At 54.0% G+C, this 17,776-nt stretch carries 16 protein-coding genes; 11 read left to right on the forward strand and 5 right to left on the reverse strand.

Annotation, left to right across the window (positions count from 1 at the left end; translation table 11 throughout):
- The first annotated feature begins 185 nt into the window (after positions 1-185).
- From mptB (EYR88_RS02375) to EYR88_RS02400, 6 genes are all read left to right on the forward strand, one after another.
- Entirely contained in the window at positions 186-1,712 is a 1,527-nt protein-coding gene (gene mptB / locus EYR88_RS02375) for a polyprenol phosphomannose-dependent alpha 1,6 mannosyltransferase MptB (protein WP_242632436.1), read from the forward strand.
- Positions 1,712-3,229 carry a polyprenol phosphomannose-dependent alpha 1,6 mannosyltransferase MptB gene (gene mptB / locus EYR88_RS02380; protein ID WP_131088132.1) on the forward strand — a complete coding sequence of 506 codons (1,518 nt, stop codon included), beginning with the start codon at positions 1,712-1,714 and terminating at the stop codon, positions 3,227-3,229. The genes mptB (EYR88_RS02375) and mptB (EYR88_RS02380) overlap by 1 nt, the downstream gene beginning before the upstream one ends.
- 61 nt (positions 3,230-3,290) lie before the next feature.
- Positions 3,291-4,409, forward strand: coding sequence for a VanZ family protein (locus EYR88_RS02385; protein WP_131088133.1), 1,119 nt, complete (start codon positions 3,291-3,293; stop codon positions 4,407-4,409).
- A 117-nt stretch (positions 4,410-4,526) separates the two neighbouring features.
- Positions 4,527-5,342, forward strand: coding sequence for a DUF2637 domain-containing protein (locus EYR88_RS02390; RefSeq protein WP_131088134.1), 816 nt, complete (start codon positions 4,527-4,529; stop codon positions 5,340-5,342).
- Positions 5,343-5,421: 79 nt separating this feature from the next.
- Positions 5,422-6,519 (forward strand): (p)ppGpp synthetase, encoded by a 1,098-nt coding sequence (locus EYR88_RS02395; RefSeq protein WP_131088135.1) that lies wholly within the window; start codon positions 5,422-5,424, stop codon positions 6,517-6,519.
- A 132-nt stretch (positions 6,520-6,651) separates the two neighbouring features.
- Entirely contained in the window at positions 6,652-8,253 is a 1,602-nt protein-coding gene (locus tag EYR88_RS02400) for an ABC-F family ATP-binding cassette domain-containing protein (protein ID WP_131088136.1), read from the forward strand.
- 525 nt (positions 8,254-8,778) lie between these two features.
- Here EYR88_RS02400 and EYR88_RS02405 read toward each other — a convergent pair.
- From EYR88_RS02405 to EYR88_RS02415, 3 genes are read right to left on the reverse strand one after another with little or no spacing between them, the layout of a single operon-like run.
- Positions 8,779-9,684, reverse strand: a complete 906-nt coding sequence (locus tag EYR88_RS02405; protein WP_131088137.1) for an SURF1 family protein — start codon at positions 9,682-9,684, stop codon at positions 8,779-8,781.
- Positions 9,685-9,930 carry an acetone carboxylase gene (locus EYR88_RS02410; RefSeq protein WP_131088138.1) on the reverse strand — a complete coding sequence of 82 codons (246 nt, stop codon included), beginning with the start codon at positions 9,928-9,930 and terminating at the stop codon, positions 9,685-9,687.
- Complete coding sequence (locus tag EYR88_RS02415) at positions 9,930-10,328, reverse strand: DUF3099 domain-containing protein (RefSeq protein ID WP_165477262.1); 399 nt, start codon at positions 10,326-10,328, stop codon at positions 9,930-9,932. Before EYR88_RS02415 ends, EYR88_RS02410 begins: the two co-directional genes overlap by 1 nt.
- Before the next feature lie 215 nt (positions 10,329-10,543).
- On the opposite strand from EYR88_RS02415, the gene EYR88_RS02420 reads away from it, so the two are divergent.
- Together EYR88_RS02420 and EYR88_RS02425 are read left to right on the forward strand one after the other, a co-directional pair.
- Positions 10,544-11,266, forward strand: coding sequence for a beta-ketoacyl-ACP reductase (locus EYR88_RS02420; RefSeq protein WP_131088140.1), 723 nt, complete (start codon positions 10,544-10,546; stop codon positions 11,264-11,266).
- 65 nt (positions 11,267-11,331) lie between these two features.
- The gene (locus EYR88_RS02425; protein WP_131088141.1) at positions 11,332-12,081 is read left to right on the forward strand and encodes an SDR family oxidoreductase; all 750 of its coding nucleotides are present in this window, start codon (positions 11,332-11,334) and stop codon (positions 12,079-12,081) included.
- A 162-nt stretch (positions 12,082-12,243) separates the two neighbouring features.
- Here EYR88_RS02425 and EYR88_RS02430 read toward each other — a convergent pair whose 3' ends face one another.
- Together EYR88_RS02430 and serB are read right to left on the reverse strand one after the other, a co-directional pair.
- Positions 12,244-13,974: a VanW family protein gene (locus EYR88_RS02430; protein ID WP_131088142.1), complete on the reverse strand. Its 1,731-nt coding sequence runs from the start codon at positions 13,972-13,974 to the stop codon at positions 12,244-12,246.
- Between the two features lie 162 nt (positions 13,975-14,136).
- Complete coding sequence (gene serB / locus EYR88_RS02435; protein ID WP_131088143.1) at positions 14,137-15,057, reverse strand: phosphoserine phosphatase SerB; 921 nt, start codon at positions 15,055-15,057, stop codon at positions 14,137-14,139.
- A 123-nt stretch (positions 15,058-15,180) separates the two neighbouring features.
- On the opposite strand from serB, the gene EYR88_RS02440 reads away from it, so the two are divergent.
- From EYR88_RS02440 to EYR88_RS02450, 3 genes are read left to right on the forward strand one after another with little or no spacing between them, the layout of a single operon-like run.
- Positions 15,181-15,966 carry an ABC transporter ATP-binding protein gene (locus EYR88_RS02440; RefSeq protein WP_131088144.1) on the forward strand — a complete coding sequence of 262 codons (786 nt, stop codon included), beginning with the start codon at positions 15,181-15,183 and terminating at the stop codon, positions 15,964-15,966.
- 28 nt (positions 15,967-15,994) lie between these two features.
- Positions 15,995-16,792: a sulfite exporter TauE/SafE family protein gene (locus tag EYR88_RS02445; RefSeq protein WP_131088145.1), complete on the forward strand. Its 798-nt coding sequence runs from the start codon at positions 15,995-15,997 to the stop codon at positions 16,790-16,792.
- Positions 16,793-16,796: 4 nt separating this feature from the next.
- Positions 16,797-17,630, forward strand: a complete 834-nt coding sequence (locus tag EYR88_RS02450; protein WP_131088146.1) for an RNA methyltransferase — start codon at positions 16,797-16,799, stop codon at positions 17,628-17,630.
- Positions 17,631-17,776 lie beyond the last annotated feature (146 nt).

A 17,776-nucleotide genomic window follows, 5' to 3' on the forward strand; every position in this document is an offset into this window, starting at 1 on the left:
TGTGGGAGAGCGCACGCGGTGAAAGCACGAGTGCAAGCAGTGTCCTGCCCAAGCTAAGCGGAGAGACAATGCTAAAATCGGCAGAGAATTCTGGCTACCAAAAGACCCTCTGTCAGGGGAGCTTTTGATACGACGTAGGCCTTGAAATTCACGAATTTTGGTCCGCTACAGCACGAGGTGTCAGTGTGTCAGCCAGCAACTTAGAAGCAGTGCGATCCCAGCCAAACGCTGGAGTGAACAAGACGCTGCTCAGTGGCGTCATTGGCGCTTCGCTGATACTTTTTGGCTCTTTCGGCACTGGCTGGCTAGCTAGCGTTTCCCCGCTGAATCGGGATCCGTTTTTCATTATGCTGCGCACCGAATCTTCGGGCGTGATCCTCTGCGTGATTCTCTTGGCGCTTGGTTGCTGGTTGCTCTTTCGCTCCTGGTGGCGCCTAGGGCAGAAGCTTCGCGACTGGGGCGAAGGATCACTGAAGATTGTTCGCCGGGCGGTCTGGCTGTGGAGCATTCCCATGTTTGTGGCCCTGCCAATCATGAGCCGCGATGCTTTTGCCTACCTTGGCCAGGGGCGACTGGTGGTAGCCGGTCAGGACCCATATGTTGATGGCATCTCAAGTTTGAACAATTGGTTCCAGCTGGGGACCGACACCATGTGGGCTCAAGATGGGACCCCGTATGGGCCACTCTTTCTTTCCATTGAATACTTGGTAGCCAAACTGGTTGGTGGCTCTACCGACGCCGCCATCCTCGCGTTCCGCGCTATCGCGTTTATCGGTGTTCTTCTTTGCTTGCATTTTGTGCCAAAGCTTGCTGAACTTCACGGGGTATCGGGGGCAAAAGCTACCTGGATGACTGTGGCAAACCCGTTGTTCCTGGTGAACTTTGTGGCCAGCGCGCACAACGATGCTTTGATGACTGGACTGTCCGTATGGGCCGTTTACCTAGCGTGCAAGCGTCACGGTTTCTGGGCCATCGTTGTGTTGGCCGCTTCCATCGGAGTCAAGCCGATCACGTTGGTTCTATTGCCATTTATCGGTCTGCTTTGGGCCGGGCCCGAGGCCAAATGGCCACGCCGTATCTTGTATTGGGTCTATTCAGGTCTGATCTTCCTGGCACTGATGACCTTCGTTGGCTGGTTGAACGGCTACTGGTTCGGTTGGCTAGATGTCATGCTTCACTACACCGGTTCTGGATTCTCAATCTTTGCCCCGCTGGGTTTGATGACCGTCGCAATGACGAGCATCTTCCACTCGTTTGGGCTTGAATCAACCGGAGTGCTCCCAACCATCAGCACCATTGGTCGTCTGCTCGGTGTTGGCGTAGCCATGGTGTTGATGTTCCGTGGAAAGTACTCACATTTGGTTCAGCGCATGGCCATTGCCTATTCGGCCATTGTGGTTTTGTCCCCAGTCATTCAGCCTTGGTACCTCTTGTGGCTTCTGCCGTTCTTCGCGGTCACCGGACTTCGCGATGACTGGCAGATGCTGTGGCTACACTTGACCACTATTTTCTTCTTGGCCTACCAAGCTGCCGACCAAATTTTCGTCTGGCAATTCTTGCAAGAATCCCTGGTGCCTCGCGTACAAATGATTTCTTGGGGAACCTCCATCGCTTGCGCCGTCTATCTTGTCTTCTTTGATCGGAAAACCAAGTCAATTGTCCCTGACCTCTTGAGCTCAACTAATTGGCTGACAAAGGAAAAGAAGGCCTAGTGACAGTGCTGGAAATTCGCCGGAAATTACAGGGGGAAAGTCTGCGATCGCTTGGATGGCAGGGCTTTGCAGCGTCGGTGATGATCACCGTCGCGTCCTGGGGGATTGGCTGGTTTCCGCGCAATCAGCTCTCGCCGATAGCTCGGAGTGGATTCTTCATCGAATTTCGTACCGAGTCGAGCGGCGTCATTACCTGCATTGTGCTCATGGCCTTGGGCATGGTCTGGCTGACCCGAACGTGGGTTGTCACCCGTCCACGGGTTCAGAAGTCAACTGACATTACTTCAGGACAATTGGGCAAGCTCATCACGATGTGGTCAGCACCGCTCATGTTGAGTTTCCCCATTCTGAGCCGTGACGTATATTCCTACCTTGCTCAGGGACGAATGTTGCATGCCGACAAGTCTCCCTACGCTGAAGGGATTTCAGCCCTACCCGGCTGGTTCGATGGAGGATCAGACGGCCTCTGGGCGCAGTCTCCGTCGCCCTACGGTCCCTTCTTCTTGGTTTTGGCCCGCATCATCTTTTTTGCCTCGAATGGCATTCCGGAAATCGGAGTGGGCCTGCTTCGCATTGTTGCGGCCCTGGGTGTACTTGGCTGTTATCACTTCACCGCAAAGTTGGCCAAGAAGATGGGACAGAATCCTAACTGGGCCAATTGGGCAATTGTAGGTAACCCACTGTTCTTGCTGACCATGATTGGCGGCGTGCATAACGACGCACTAATGATTGCCGGTGTCTTCAGCGCGTTGGCCTATGCCTATGATCGGCGCCCTGTTGCCTCAACGATGGCCTTGGCGATGGCAGTTTCGGTTAAACCGATCGTGCTTCTGGCACTGCCATTTATCGGCTTGATTCTCCTGAACAAAAATCCATCCAAACGTGCTCGTTGGATGGTCTGGGCCAAAGTCTCTGTCCTGTCATTGATCTGGTTGACCATCATTGGTGCGGTGACAAACCTCTGGTTCGGTTGGATCCCTGCGATGTTCAGCGCCGGCGATGCGGCCTTCCCCTATGCACCGGTGGGCCTGGTCGGTTGGAGCCTTAGCAAACTGGCCGGACTGCTTGGTGGCAACGCGTTACTAGTGAACAGCATTGTCGTTCAGCTGTTCCAACTATTTGCCCTGGCCATTGTGGCTCGTCTTGCGTTGGCCAAGAACATCTCAAATCCGGTACGCCTCACAGCTTGGTCCCTGTCTGCAGTGGTCCTGCTGGCACCCATCATTCAGCCTTGGTACATTCTTTGGCTCATGGCATTTTTCGCCATCTCGCACCGGGTGTCTTGGACCTCCGAAAAATTGATGATCTATGCTTCCAGCCTCATTCTGGTTGCCGTTTTTGTTGACCAGCTTTCCATAGAGCAATGGCACACAGCATGGACGATGAAGACTTTTGCTGGTGTGCTGACTGTATTGCTGTTTGTCGGGCTCTTCCGCTTTGATTCGACTACGCGTCGGGTTCTTGATGGTCCGTTCGGGCCCTTGGACAGCGCGGAACACCGCAACAAAAAATCCTAGATAGTCAAGATCACACATCCGGGCACAGGGCTTACTGTGGAGCATCGGCTTAGATTGAACTATGCAAACGATGTTCTGGCCAGCGACCATAGCCATGCTTGGTGGTGCCCTCTTCTTGGGCGCTGCAGGCATTTTCCTATTGGCACTTCAGTACCGTCGGCATGGTCGACTGTCTTGGCGTAGGACCATTACCACTGCTGCGGCAGCGGTGTATTGCTTCGGTTTATTCAGTTACACCATGTTGCCACTGCCTAGCTCGCGTAGTGCGGCCTGCGTTCCGGGGCGCGGTCTTCCGCAGCTAAACCCGGGGCACTTTGTTAACGACTTTCAACTAACTATCGCCGAGCAAGGGATGCGGGGTTTTGCGACCAGTTTTACCCTGTGGCAAGTGATCTTCAACGTCATTTTGTTCATGCCCTTAGGACTTCTGGCCGTGCGCTGGCTCAGAGGAAATATCTTCACCGCCATCGTGCTTGGCTTTGCAGCGTCGCTTTCAATTGAGTTGACCCAGTACACCGGCATCTGGGGACTGTACGACTGCGCCTACCGCGTAGCTGATGTTGATGACATAATCATGAATACCGCCGGGACACTAGCTGGCGCAGTCTTTGCCTACTTGCCCGTGTTCAGCTTCCTGACTGGTCCAAGGGAAGGGGACGCGCGATTCGCAGCTCCACGCAGGGTTAGTCGTGCACGCCGAGTACTGGCCAACGTTTTTGATCTAGCGATCACTACCGGCGCCGTTTTTGTTATCTCAGGCGCACGCTCACTGGTAGAAAAACTAGGCGGGCCGGTGACCAACGAAAAGCTGATGAATCTGTGGATCCCAGTAGTGGTTGTCTTCTTCGTCTTCTTGCTGCCCAACCTCACCCCAGGGCGCGCATCGCTCGGACAGCGTTGCGCCTGGCTCATGGTTACCGGAGAAAACGGTGGCCCGGCGCCGGCCTGGCGAGCGGTACTGCGAAGCGTTCTTGGCTTCGGCGGGGTTACCTTCCTTTTCCAAATTTCCACCAGTATCACCGATCTAAGTCCCTACCCAGTACTGAATATGGTGCTCACCGCGTACATGGTAATTAGCACGGTATTCTTCCTTGCAGATTCACAATTGCGGGGACTGGCGGCCATGGTTAGTGGCACCGGATTTATTGATCGTCGAGCAATAAGACCTCCGGCGCAATAGCACTGATCATGTGGGGCTAAAATAAGAACTGATGGCTTTTTGACCAGTAACTTGGGGCTATCAAACTCGCTTTCGACGACATATCCGAATATTGAGAAGTTAGGTCTGCCCTGCAGCATGGAAGAAAATAAGCTCGACATCCCGAATGAACCGCACAAGGCAGTCCTAGGTACCGCTGTCGGCGCAACGGTTCTGATCGCCATTGGCGCATTCGTTTTGTCGTTCGCCGCACTGACCGACCTCGCCGAACGTTCAGGAATTAGCCCCCGCCTAGCCTGGATCTGGCCAATCATCATTGACGGTATGATCGTTGCCGCAACCGTGGCCATCGTCGCCTTGAACGGCTTTAGCCGCAAGGCCATGGTCTACCCATGGTCACTATTGTTCTTCGGCGCAGTGGTATCCACGGCCGCAAACTCAACCCACGCGATTCTTACCGTTGATTCCATCGAAAACGGTGTGCCAGCGGTTGTTTCGGCGCTTGTGGCAGCCATGCCTCCAATCGTTCTTTTGGCCATCACTCACTTGACCGTGCACATGTACCAGAAGAAGTCAGAAGCCTCGAAGCTTCGCGCTGAATTGGAATACGACGAAGAGCAGGCCAACGCCGAGAAATACGGTGTTGCTTACGATGATGGATACAGTGCAGCGTTGACCGATGCGCAGACTGCTGAGTCCGAGCGTTTGACTGAACTGGAACAGCAGCATCAAGACGCTCTGGCTCGTGCTCGCGCCGAAGGTATTGCCAGCGCACGCGCTGATGCAAAAACCGCCAGCGCACGCGCTGATGCAAAAACCGCCAGCGCCAAGGCAAACACCCAGACCGCCCAGAATCCGCAGACCGCTGCAGCGCCAAAGGCTAAGCCAGGCAAGCCTGTAGAAGATAAGGCCCCGTTGTTTGACGACATGGCCAAGCGTCTTTCCCGTCCGTAATTTCACATAGAGAATCCCGGCCGGCGAGAGCAAGTATAAGGACTAAAGCAACGAGCAGATCAGCACCTAGGAGGCAGCAATGACGGTTCCACAGCATGAACAGAAGGACGACGAGTTCTCTGAGAACATTGCGACCGCCGTTGAACAGTACAAATCTGTAACCGGCGAACTGAATACGGTTATGTCGGCCATGAAGGCCAAGATCCGTAGGCTATTTGCTCAAAGTGAAGTCCAGCCGTTGTTCATCACTGGTCGGGTTAAATCTGCTGCGTCATTTACTGCCAAGGCCTCGCGTCGGCTGCAAGAAACCTCCGAGAGCGCACCGGTACTGGAATTTCCGAATCCGTTGCGCGAAATCCATGACATGGTCGGTATCCGAATCATCGTCATGCTGCCTCACGAGATCCAACAGGTGGCTAGCCTGATCAAATCGCACCGGGATTCTTTCGATTGCCGAAGCGACCGGGAGAAGGATATTGGCTCGGTTGAATCCGGAACCTACGGATACTCCTCACGACACCTGCTGCTAAAAACCCGTAGCGAACCTACCGTACGCAAATTCCAAGAAGCGTTGGGCAAGCCTGTAGTAGCCAGCGGAAACTTTGTTTTTGAAGTGCAGATCCGCACCGTGCTCCAGCACGCGTGGAGCGAGATGGAACACGACATCCGCTTTAAGCACCCGGGCGAGGCAGCTTGGAATCCACAGATTGACCGGCATTTCACCGCCACTGCAGCCATGCTGGAAACCGTGGAAGATTACTTCACCGACATTGACGAGCTCTATCACCGACTTAATGGTTATCACGACCAACAAGGTGCCGGTGCTGAGCCGCTGACCAGTGAAAAAATTGGTGAGATCTGGCAAACCCTGTTGCCGCACGTTGACCGTAAGCGTGATGACGACTGGTCGTGGGCCGCAGAATTACTTGATGCCCACGAGATTAACCAGACGTGGCAACTCGCTCAGCTACTTGATGCCAATGTGGTGACCGACGTGCGTGCCGCACTTGATCACCGTTATTCTCCAGGGCCGGACCGTCTGCTTGATGATGTATTGCTGTGGAGATTTGGCAAGGAACATATCGATAAAACCAGCGGCGGAGACCTTCGCCGTGAAGGCTCGTTGCGCCGTCGTCTAATTCAGATGAAGGATTACCGCTCCCAGCTGGGTAGTTAGCCAAGAGGTGAACCACTGCGGATTGTTAGTTTATGCACTTTCCACCAGTGGTTTAGCTCTTGGCTAGTAGACTAGTTAAGTTGCCCATTAACGGGCCATAATATTTTTTCCCGCGTGAAAGGGCCACACCATATGATTTCCGTAGCCAACCTTGAGCTACGCGTCGGCGCCCGCTTGCTGATGGACGAAGTAAACTTCCGCATCGACAAGGGCGACAAGATCGGACTGGTGGGCCGAAACGGTGCCGGAAAGACGACCATGACCAAGGTCCTCGCCGGCGAAACCCAGCCTGCGTCGGGCGAAGTAACTTACAAGGGATCCATCGGCTACTTGCCGCAGGACCCTAAAACTCCGGACATGGAGCAACTGGCTCGTGACCGCATTCTTGGCGCCCGTGGACTAGACGTTGTCCTTGGCAAGTTGGCCAAGAACCGTGACGAGATGGCAAGCGAAGACCAAGCCGTCTCCGAAAAGGCCATGCGTCGTTATGACCGCCTAGAAGCTGAATTCATCGCTGCCGGTGGTTACGCCGCTGAGTCTGAAGCTGCAGCAATTTGCGCCAACTTGGACTTGCCGGACCGTATCTTGGATCAGCCGTTGCGCACCCTTTCCGGTGGTCAGCGTCGTCGTGTGGAATTGGCCCGAATCCTTTACTCGGATGCCGAAACTCTGCTGCTCGATGAGCCAACTAACCACTTGGACGTTGACTCGATCATGTGGCTACGCGATTTCATCAAGAACTACGCTGGCGGCGTGCTGATGATCAGCCACGACACCGGCTTGATGGAAGAAACCGTTAACAAGGTGCTGAACCTTGACGCCAACCGTGGTGTAGTCGATGTCTACAACATGAACTGGAAGCGCTACAAAATCCAGCGCGAAACCGATGAGCGCGCTCGTAAGCGCGAGCGTACCAACATCGAGAAGAAGGCTTCGGTCTTGCAGGCTCAGGCCAACAAGATGAAGGCACGTGCCTCGGGCGCTTCGGCAGCACAGTCCATGCTTAAGCGTGTGGATCGTATGCTCTCCGGCCTTCAGGAAGAACGCTCTTCCGACAAGGTCGCAGCATTGCGCTTCCCGGATCCAGCACCATGTGGCAAGACCCCATTGATGGCCGAGGGCCTGTCCAAGGCTTACGGCTCTTTGGAGATCTTCAACGACGTGTCGCTGGCTATTGACCGCGGCTCAAAGGTCGTGATCTTGGGACTGAACGGTGCTGGTAAGACCACCTTGCTGCGTATGCTCGCAGGTGTGGCCGAACCGGATAGCGGCTCGATCATTCCAGGCCACGGCCTGAAGATCGGCTACTTCGCACAGGAACACGACACCCTGGATCCAGAAGCTTCGGTACTGGATAACATGCGTCGTAACGCACCTGATCACCTCAATGACGCCGATGTGCGTTCGATCCTAGGTTCATTCCTGTTTGTTGGTGATGACGTGTCCAAGCCTGCCGGTGTACTTTCCGGCGGTGAGAAGACTCGTCTTGCTCTGGCAACCATTGTGGCTTCCAGCGCAAACGTACTGCTTCTTGATGAGCCGACTAACAACTTGGACCCAGCGTCCCGCGCCGAGGTTTTGGGCGCACTGTCCACCTTCCCAGGTGCAGTAGTTATGGTCAGCCACGATGAGGGCGCAGTCATGTCCTTGAAGCCAGAACGTGTAGTTATCTTGCCTGACGGCGACGAAGACTTGTTCAACGAGGACTACCTAGAATTGGTCTCGCTGACCTAAGCGTTTACCGCAAAGCTCGAATCTCGTAGGCTTGGCACAACACCACTAGATGGGATGTGCCAAGCCATGCGTTTATCTACAGAGCTTTTCCGAAATGCTTGTGTTGGCCTGATCGTGGCCACTATGTCACTAAGTGGCTGTGCCAAGAACACACCGGATCAGATCAACGCATAATGGGAACTAGCAGACCCCGCGGCTCTGACCGCACAGAGCACCCACCTTGATTTGAAGGTGACTCGAATTGCTTGTGGCTCTGGGGTGACCGGAGAGATTACCGTAACGCAGGTGAGCTACTCCAACGAGGATGTCTTAGTTGGTTTAGTAGTTGAACCGCTGAAGGGCAACGCGCAAACCTGCCAATCAAATGAGGCCGTGCCCTATACCCTCACGCTTGATGAACCGTTGGGCCAACGCAGACTCGTTGATGCATCCTGTGCCCAAAACAGCGAGCAGGATAGCGCAACAGAAAGTTGCCAATCTGATGCCGTTCGCTGGACACCTTGAGCCGAATGGCTAGTGGGCTAGTTACTTCTGATCTGGGGAAGAACTCACTGGCTGATCCAGCATCGCGTCTTCGGTGGCCTCATCGGTTAGCGAACCGTCGCGCCTAAATTTTTTGTCTTCAGCCGAGCGGACCTTGCGAACCTTGTGAATAGGTTCGTCAAAACCCAGTGCCTTAGCTTCAGCTATTTCAGCTGCATCTTCAGCGTTGAGCCTCTTCTGCTGTCGTGCCGCGTACCAGAAACCGACAAAGGCGAGCACACCAAAGGCATACCACTGGAATTCGTAGGATAGGTGTGGGCCCTCATCCATGTCCGGTGCATCCAACGGCAGGGGAGCCGAAGCCGGGGCAGGATCTTCTTGATACATGATGCCGTAGGCACCCTGAGCGATGTCGTAGTTCAGGTGCTGGGCATAATCTTGCAACTGAATTGAAGCGATCTGTCCCTCAGGAGCACCGCGGTCAAGACGAACTTCAGAAGGCTTCAGCCGAGCGTTGATGGTGACTTTTCCAGAAGGTGGTGCTGGCACCGCGTCGGGATGACCACTTTCCTTGTCGCCAATAGGCAAATACCCGCGGTCAATAATCACTACTTCGCCGTTGCTGGTCTTAAAAGGTACGAGGACTTCATAACCAGGGCGGCCCGCTTTGATGCGGTTTCGAACAATGTAGGTGTCATCAGCGATGTAGCTACCGGTGAGTGAGACAGTCATCCAGGTCTTTTCTTCTGGAAGCTGTTTGAACTTGGCTAACGCCTCTTCTCCGGTAGCCGGGTCAGCAAAGTAATTGCGGTTCACTCGTTCAATACCGGTAAGAACTTGGTCTCGACGGTTTGCTTGCCAATTGCCCAAGCTAATGCACGCTGCGGCGAAGATCGCCACCAGTACCAACCAGCCAACCCAGCGGGTGCTTGCTAGAAATCGATACATCTACGCAGTGTCTCCTGAGGTGCTGGACAGTGGCAACGTCTCGCGATGAAGAAGGCGCTCTTTGAGGTAGGTTTCCAGCCACTGCAAATGTTCCGGGCAGGCCAGCCAAATCTTACGGCGCTCGGGAGTGTGGATTTTCGGATTGTTCCACAGCAGTTGATACTCCGCGTGGTTTCGGCATCCTTTACGCGAGCACTGAACTTCGGCGGGGGACTGAGGCTGTCCCAGTGAACCTAATAAATCCACTAGTCCTCCTTGTCGGTGCTGCTGGGCTGATCAACAAAAGTTCCGTCAATCACGTCATCGTTATCAAAGTTAGTTTCTTGCGTGGAGGCAGCTGCAGGAATCTGCTGTGGCTCTGGTGCTTTGTAGAACTCAGGAGCCGGTTCGCGCTTGGTTAGATCGGCACCGCCGTTGGCAATGACCACGGCGATATAGGGCAGGATCACTGCGCCAGCAATGAAGAACCAACGCAGCCAGTTATCAAAGAAAAATGCCAAGATGAAACAAACCATACGCACGGACATCGATATCGTGTACTTGCGCACACGGCTATCGCGCTCGGAGCTGTGGGATTCACGCGCTTCGGTGATGCGGTGAACGCCCGGCTCACCAGAATCATGATTCGTGGGCTGAGATGACATGTAAAAGACTTCACTTTGCTGTGCGGAAACTGCTTCCATTGTCTCACTTGTGGCGCGAAGAGCGTAATTTCTACGCGCTGTCGAAGCGGTAAAACCAGCCAGTAACTAATAGGATTGATCACGGAGAAGCTACTTAACTAGGCAAAGTGCGTCAGACGAGGCCCCGATCACATGATTCGGACACGCTTGAGTAGGCGCATGAATGGAGAAATACATTGACTACGGAACCAACCACTGGCCGCAGCGTCCTCGTGACCGGCGGCAACCGCGGCATCGGCCTTGCGATCGCTCGTGCCTTTGAGGCTAACGGCGACAAGGTAGCTATCACCTACCGCAGCGGCGAGGTTCCCGCCGGCCTGTTGGGTGTCAAAGCTGATGTCACCGACAGCGCATCGATCGATGAGGCGTTCAAAGAAGTTGAAGCAACGCACGGTCCAGTAGAAGTACTTGTTGCTAATGCGGGCGTCACCAAGGACACCCTGCTCTTGCGTATGAGTGAAGATGACTTCAGCTCGGTAATCGACACCAACCTCACCGGCGCCTTCCGCGTTATTAAGCGCGCAAGCAAGGGCATGATGCGCCTGAGGAAGGGCCGTGTTGTCCTGATCTCCTCGGTAGTCGGTCTCTACGGTTCGCCAGGACAGATCAACTACGCAGCATCCAAGTCCGGCTTGGTAGGCATCGCTCGTTCGTTGACCCGCGAGCTTGGCTCCCGTGGCATCACCGCAAACGTTGTTGCACCTGGCTTCATCAACACCGAAATGACCTCTGTGCTGCCAGAAGAAACCCAAAAGGGTTACCTGGCTAATATTCCAGCCAACCGTTTCGCCGAGCCAGAAGAAGTAGCCAACGTTGTTCGCTGGATCGCCAGTGACGAGGCTGCTTACATCTCCGGCGCCGTGATTCCCGTTGACGGCGGCCTAGGCATGGGCCACTAGAAGTTTTCATTGCCCTAAGTAAGGGCACAATCAATTTTCCCGAAGACCTAAGGAGAACAATCAAAATGAGCGAATACAAAGGTGCAGTAGTTACCGGTTCCTCCCGCGGCATTGGTGCGGTTACCGCACAGCTGTTGGCAGAGCAGGGCATTGGCGTTGTAGTGAACTACCGCGCAAAGGCCCCACGCGCAAACAAGATCGTTGCAGCGATCGAAGCAAAGGGTGGCAAGGCCGTAGCTGTTGGCTCGGACCTGACCACCGTTGAGGGCCCACAGGCTTTGGTTGACGCCGCAGTTGAGAACTTCGGCTCCCTAGACGTACTGGTACTGAACGCTTCGGGTGGCATGGAAACTTCCCTCGGTGAGAACTACGCGCTGCGTTTGAACCGCGACGCACAGGTAGCCATGCTCACCGCAGCATTGCCAAAGATGAGCGAAGGTGGCCGAGTTGTATTCGTCACCAGCCACCAGGCACACTTCATCAATGAAGTTTCCACCATGGGCGCTTACGACGAAGTGGCCAAGTCCAAGCGTGCCGGCGAAGACGCACTGCGCGAGCTGATTCCACAGCTGAGCGAAAAGAACATCAGCTTTGTAGTTGTCTCGGGTGACATGATCGAGGGCACCATCACCGCAACCCTGCTTAACCGCATGGAGCCAGGTGCAATTGATGCTCGCCGCGAGGCCGCTGGCAAGCTGTACTCCGTTGAAGAGTTCGGCGCTGAAGTTGCCAAGATGGTCTTTGCTGACGTTGAAACCGGACACACCGAACTGGTTGGCGGCGCAGGAGACTTCCTGGAGCAGGCCGGTAAGTAACCTGCAGCTTTAGCAACACCAAAGGCTGGTGTTCAGCATCTCTCACGGATGTTGGACACCAGCCTTTGTTTTGCACCCTTGGATCATCGGTAGGATTCTAAAAAAATCGCCGGATGCCTTTGTTTGAAAAGGCATCCGGCGATAGTCAACTAATGGATTCTGTTATGGCTTTTCGCCACAAATGATCTTGTTCCATGGGCTGTAAGTCCATGTCTTCTTATCGGCTGGGAGCTTAGCGGAACCGTCAATGGACTCACGGTAGCGAGTGACATCGATGGTGAAGCCCTTTTGTCCGCCAGATTCTGAAACACACTTTTCAGCGCTGTTGTACTTGGTTTCAGGATTGGTCTTGTTGTACTTATCCGAGGTCTTCTGGGTGACCTTCCAGTACTTGGTGGACCACAGGCGGGTATGAACCGCATCGTCGTCAACCCAAGCCTGAACCATCACGCCATACTTAGTGTTGTTCTTCCAGATCATATCGACCTGGCCTTCCCACAAGGTAGCTTCACGACCAGCAGGGTAGCGGTCAAACCAGCGGGAGTGAGGCTTGTGGGTGATGTCGTCGTAGCCGGCCAGGAAGCCGACGTTGTACATCTGAGTGGAAATCTGCGACAGGCCGCCACCAACTGCTTCCGAGCTGAAGCCGTTTTCAACAACACCTGAAGTGAAGTAACCGTTAGCCTCGGTGATTGGGCCCAGGGTATCTAACAATGAGAATTGTTCGCCAGGCTTAACAATGACACCGGTGACTCGTGCGGATCCGGCCTTCAGGTTCTTGGTGCGGACCTTATCTGAGGCAGGATACGGAGTCGAGAAGTCAACGATCGGTTCCTTGATGCCCAACTCCTTGGCATCCGCGGTAGTGAAGTCCGGTTCAGTTTCGGTCATCTTCACGGTTGCAGTGCGGTTAGCAGCGGTGGTCGCCGCTAGCACCTTTGCGCCCAAACCATCGGTTTCCAGAGAAATGCCGTTGGCTGACTCGGTGATCGAAGGCTTACCGTCCTTCAAAGTGATCTTTGCATCCTTGGCGGTGCTGGAAAGATCCGTGCCCTTGGTCGCTGACTTGTACAACTTCTTGTCATCCAAAACAATGGCAGGCTTGCCATCCTTAGGTGCGTACGAAGCTGCGCTTGCGATGTCTGAAGCCGAAACGGTGGCCTTCTTATCGCCCGAATCAAGGGTTACGTCATCCTTGAGCAACGCCTTGACCTGATCATCGTAGAAGGTCTGCAGATCCTTTTCAGCGATCTGTGGTTTCTTCACCTCTGCGGGCAACTCGATAGCGGAACCGTCGATGGACCATTCATCACTGATTTTCTCGACGGCGTCGTCGGTGTTCAAAGCGACACCATCAACCGGCTTGGTCAGTTTGGCTTGTCCGTCAGCGAACTCAATGTTTCCCTCAGAAGCTTCGGCATTGGCCTTCTTAGCCAGAGCCTCTACCTGGGTCTTGAGCTTGTCCTCGTCAACATCAAGGTCAGGAGTGACGTTGTAGTCGTTGGTGAGTCGTTCATAGAGCTTGACCGGATTGACCTCGTAGGAGGTAAGGTCTTCGACCGTGTCAGCGACATTCAGGCTCAAGCCAGCCTTAGCTGGATCTAGCTCGTAGTCCTTGCCGTTAACCTTGAGCGCGACAGGCTTTTCGGCCAGCGGAGTTGCGACTTTGGCAAGTTCCGCCTGAGCCTCATCCTTGCTCATGGAACCGATAGTTACACCGGCCACCGAAGCGTTGGCCGGAACCTGCGAGCTGATCACTGCGGCAGCGCCGAAGTATGCCGCAGTAAGGGCTACCGCGCACGATCCGCCGATGATCCAAGGCTTAGCCTTGCTCTTCGACTTCTTCTTGTTAGAAGGCGTTGCGGGGTTAGTGTCCTGAGGTGTGGTCTGCACTGGTATTAGAGTTCTTTCGAAAGCGTAATGTTGATGCCGCTCGGTCGAGGTATCTACCACAGGCCATTAATGCGTCAGTCAAAATACTAACCGCTGGAGCAACTGAACAACGTGCCTAAAGGCCCGCATGTACCGAATTGTTATCTAGTTGTCGGGAAACAACTAGCTAAGATCATCAAGTACAAGATCAGCAATAACATCCAGACGACCAAAATCTAGACGCACATCGGCTTGATCACGCAGCGCTGGCTTCGCATTAAAAGCGATACCCAATCCTGAGGCTGAAACCATAGACAGATCATTGGCACCATCCCCGGCAGCGATAGTGGCAGTCAGTGGAATCTGGTGTTCCTCAGACCATTGACGAAGTTTCGTTTCCTTCATCGTGCGGTCAACAATCTCGCCGTGGACGGTTCCGTCCAGGATTCCGTCAGTGATACCCAACGTGTTAGCAAGGGCATGGTCCAAACCTAGCGTCGCCGCGAGTGGGTCGAGGATCTGCTGGAACCCGCCCGAAACCACTGCGACCTTGTGGCCGGCTTCGTGGAATCGTTTGACCAGCGATGGTGCGCCATCTGAGAAGATGATGCGCTGACCGACTTCCTGAAGCACAGAATCGGGAAGATTTTTTAGTGTGGCCACCCGTTGAATCAATGACTGTGCGAAGTCCAGTTCTCCACGCATCGCGGCCTCGGTGACTGAAGCGACTTCCGCTTCGCGCCCAGCGTGCGCTGCGAGCAGTTCAATAACTTCCTGCTTAATCAACGTCGAATCAACGTCCATGAGAAGCAGTAGCTGCTTCGCGTCACTGATCTCATCTGGAACAACAGCAAGGCATACATCGGAATAACTGATGTTTCCAGCGCTCACCTGTGAATCGAGGAATGAACTGGCATCGTCTTGAAGTTCGCTACGCTCAGAATCAGGCAGATGCAACTTGGTAACTAATCGATCTTGGCTGGTCTTGATCGATTCCTCGCTAACCTCCGGAATGAGGTGTGCAGCTACAGCAAGTTCCAAAAGATTAAGGAACCGCGTGCGGGGCAGAGAAGGGCGAGAGACAAAAACCAGTGAAGAAGCCATGCAACCAATTTTCGTCGATTCTGTGATTACGACCAAACATGACGGTGCTGACCGGGAGATAAGCGGTGATTTGACGGTGATTCAATTAGTGAATTAGCACCGAAAAGTCTAGTCTTGAATACCATGAGCGAAGTGCTAACTTTCAAAGATGTCAGCGTAGTACGCGGGCGAAAAGAACTGCTCAAGGACGTGTCCTGGGAAGTTAAAGAAGGACAACGATGGATCGTGCTCGGTGCTAACGGCGCCGGCAAATCGACCCTCATGAATATTGCGGCCGCTCGGTTGCACCCTACCCGTGGAACTGCCGACATTCTCGGCGAACGACTAGGCCGGGTTTCAGTATTTGATCTGCGCCCCCTGATCGGCTTGAGCTCTGCCTTGGTGGCGAATTCTATTCCAGCCAGTGAGACTGCACTGAACGTTGTGGTGACTGCTGCCTACGGTACTACCGGGCGTTGGCGTGAACAGTACGAAAAGCTTGATGAGCGTCGTGCTTTCCAGTTGCTACACCAGTGGGGTATGTCCACTTTCATGAATCAGCCTTTTGGCAAACTCTCCGAGGGTGAGCGTAAGCGTGTATTGATTGCTCGCGCATTGATGACTGACCCGGAACTGATGATTCTGGATGAGCCTGCAGCTGGACTGGACCTTGCAGGACGAGAAGAACTCGTCGCGCAAATGGCCGAATTGGCAGCCGACGAAGACGCACCTGCGTTGGTTCTCGTGACCCACCACCTTGAAGAAGTTCCTGCCGGATTTACGCACATCATGATGATGCGTGAAGGCGAAGTTGTTGCCGCTGGCGAACTTGAGTCCACCCTTACCGAAGAAAACCTTGAAGCGACGTACGGTCTCAAGCTGTCCCTTCGCCGCGAAGGTGGACGATTCTCGGCTTTTGCCAAGATCTAAGAGAACTATCTAAAGGGGATCACTCCGCGTGGTTGAATTTTGGCGTGAAGCCCTGATCTTTATAGGTGGTCTCTGGGCCGGAACCATCAATACCGTTGTTGGTTCCGGCACTCTGGTTACTTTCCCTATTCTTGTTGCCTTGGGTACTGCGCCGGTCAATGCGGTTGTATCCAACGCAATGGGTCTAGTCGCCGGAGGGTTCTCCGGAGCTTGGGGCTACCGCCGAGAAGCGGCAAGCGTCAAGAAAACACTGCTCAAGCTGATTCCCGTCTCACTTGTTGGTGGTCTGATCGGTTCGTTACTTCTGCTCAACCTTCCTGAAAGCGTTTTCGGGGTCGTCGCTCCGGTGCTGCTCATTTGTGCACTGGTCTTGGTGATCTTCCAGCCTCGACTGGCTACGTGGGCCAAGTCCCGCCAAGCGGCCCGAGGTGGCTCGGATCCTGATGCGGCAGACCGTGCCAAAATACCGATGATCTTGTATATCTTGGTCTTCGTTATCGGCGTTTACGGTGGCTACTTCACGGCGGCACAGGGCGTTCTGCTGATGGCGGTCTTTGGGGTATTCCTGCACGCATCGTTGCAACAGTCCAACGCGATCAAGGTAATTCTTTCGCTGATCGTTAACCTCATGGCCGCCGTGATGTATCTGCTGATCGCCCCCGAGCGCATCAACTGGCTCATCGTCTTGTTGATTGCGGTCGGATCACTGATCGGTGGCTTTATCGGCGCCAAGATTGGACGCAAGCTTTCGCCTGGTTGGCTACGCGGACTCATCGTGGTTCTGGGATTGATGGCCCTGACCAACATGATCATTAAGTTGCTGTAGAGCCATGAACGAGATTGTGAATCCTGAACGCATCTTGCACGTTGCAGATCTAGAAGATCCCCGTTTAGATGAATATTTGAGACTCTCCGAAGCGCATCTGAGGATGCGAACGGACGTTGAAAATGGACTGTATATAGCTGAAAGCACCAAGGTAGTTCAGCGCGCTATTAATGCTGGCCATGTTCCACGTAGCTTCCTGTTGGCCGAAAAGCATTTGGGCCAGTTGACCGAAGAGTTTAATAAGTTCCCGTCCGCCCCGATCTTCATCGGACATGACAAGCAACTAGAAGACCTGGTTGGATTCCATCTGCATCGCGGTGCAATGGCATCAATGAATCGCCCTGAACCGCTCGACTTGGATCAGGTTCTCGAATCAAGTTCGCGAATCGCGATTCTTGAAGACATCGCAGACCACACCAACTTGGGCGCGATCATTCGGTCCGCGTCCGGACTCGGTATCGATGCTGTGCTGCTGACACCTAAATGTGTTGATCCTTGGTATCGCCGAAGCGCACGCGTTTCTATGGGCACCGTATTTGATCTTCCGTGGGTTCGGTTGGACAACTGGCCCACCGATATTCAAAAGCTCAAGTCTCATGACTACGAACTACTTGCGATGGAACTGACCGATGATGCCGTGGCACTGAATGATGTCCGTATTAAACCGGGCGAAAAAATTGCGATGATCTTGGGCAATGAAGGCAGGGGAGTGACGCAAGAAGCGTTAGCTTTGGCTGACCGCACAGTCATCATTCCGATGCATCGCGAAGTTGATTCGTTGAACGTGGGTGCGGCTAGCGCTATTGCGTTCTGGCATCTGTGCTCCGCACCACGCTAACAGGGTTCTCCATAGGTGAAATAGTGCGATAGGATGTAATGTCTGTGTGTTTCGAGTTCTTCAATGATCTCTGCTGCATATGACTAAATTTCCGAGTAGGTAGCTGCTGGCAAAATCCAGTGGCCAATTAACATAAAGGTGTATAG

It is taken from the genome of Arthrobacter sp. S41, assembly GCF_004320535.1.
GTDB lineage: Bacteria > Actinomycetota > Actinomycetes > Actinomycetales > Micrococcaceae > Glutamicibacter.

Bases quoted from the DNA above. Each gene is read 5' to 3' on its own strand.
- EYR88_RS02385 (WP_131088133.1), top strand. From the start codon at position 3,291: ATGCAAACGATGTTCTGGCCAGCGACCATAGCCATGCTTGGTGGTGCC.
- EYR88_RS02390 (WP_131088134.1), top strand. From the start codon at position 4,527: ATGGAAGAAAATAAGCTCGACATCCCGAATGAACCGCACAAGGCAGTC.
- EYR88_RS02395 (WP_131088135.1), top strand. From the start codon at position 5,422: ATGACGGTTCCACAGCATGAACAGAAGGACGACGAGTTCTCTGAGAAC.
- EYR88_RS02400 (WP_131088136.1), top strand. From the start codon at position 6,652: ATGATTTCCGTAGCCAACCTTGAGCTACGCGTCGGCGCCCGCTTGCTG.
- EYR88_RS02405 (WP_131088137.1), bottom strand. From the start codon at position 9,684: ATGTATCGATTTCTAGCAAGCACCCGCTGGGTTGGCTGGTTGGTACTG.
- EYR88_RS02415 (WP_165477262.1), bottom strand. From the start codon at position 10,328: ATGTCATCTCAGCCCACGAATCATGATTCTGGTGAGCCGGGCGTTCAC.
- EYR88_RS02425 (WP_131088141.1), top strand. From the start codon at position 11,332: ATGAGCGAATACAAAGGTGCAGTAGTTACCGGTTCCTCCCGCGGCATT.
- serB (WP_131088143.1), bottom strand. From the start codon at position 15,057: ATGGCTTCTTCACTGGTTTTTGTCTCTCGCCCTTCTCTGCCCCGCACG.
- EYR88_RS02440 (WP_131088144.1), top strand. From the start codon at position 15,181: ATGAGCGAAGTGCTAACTTTCAAAGATGTCAGCGTAGTACGCGGGCGA.
- EYR88_RS02450 (WP_131088146.1), top strand. From the start codon at position 16,797: ATGAACGAGATTGTGAATCCTGAACGCATCTTGCACGTTGCAGATCTA.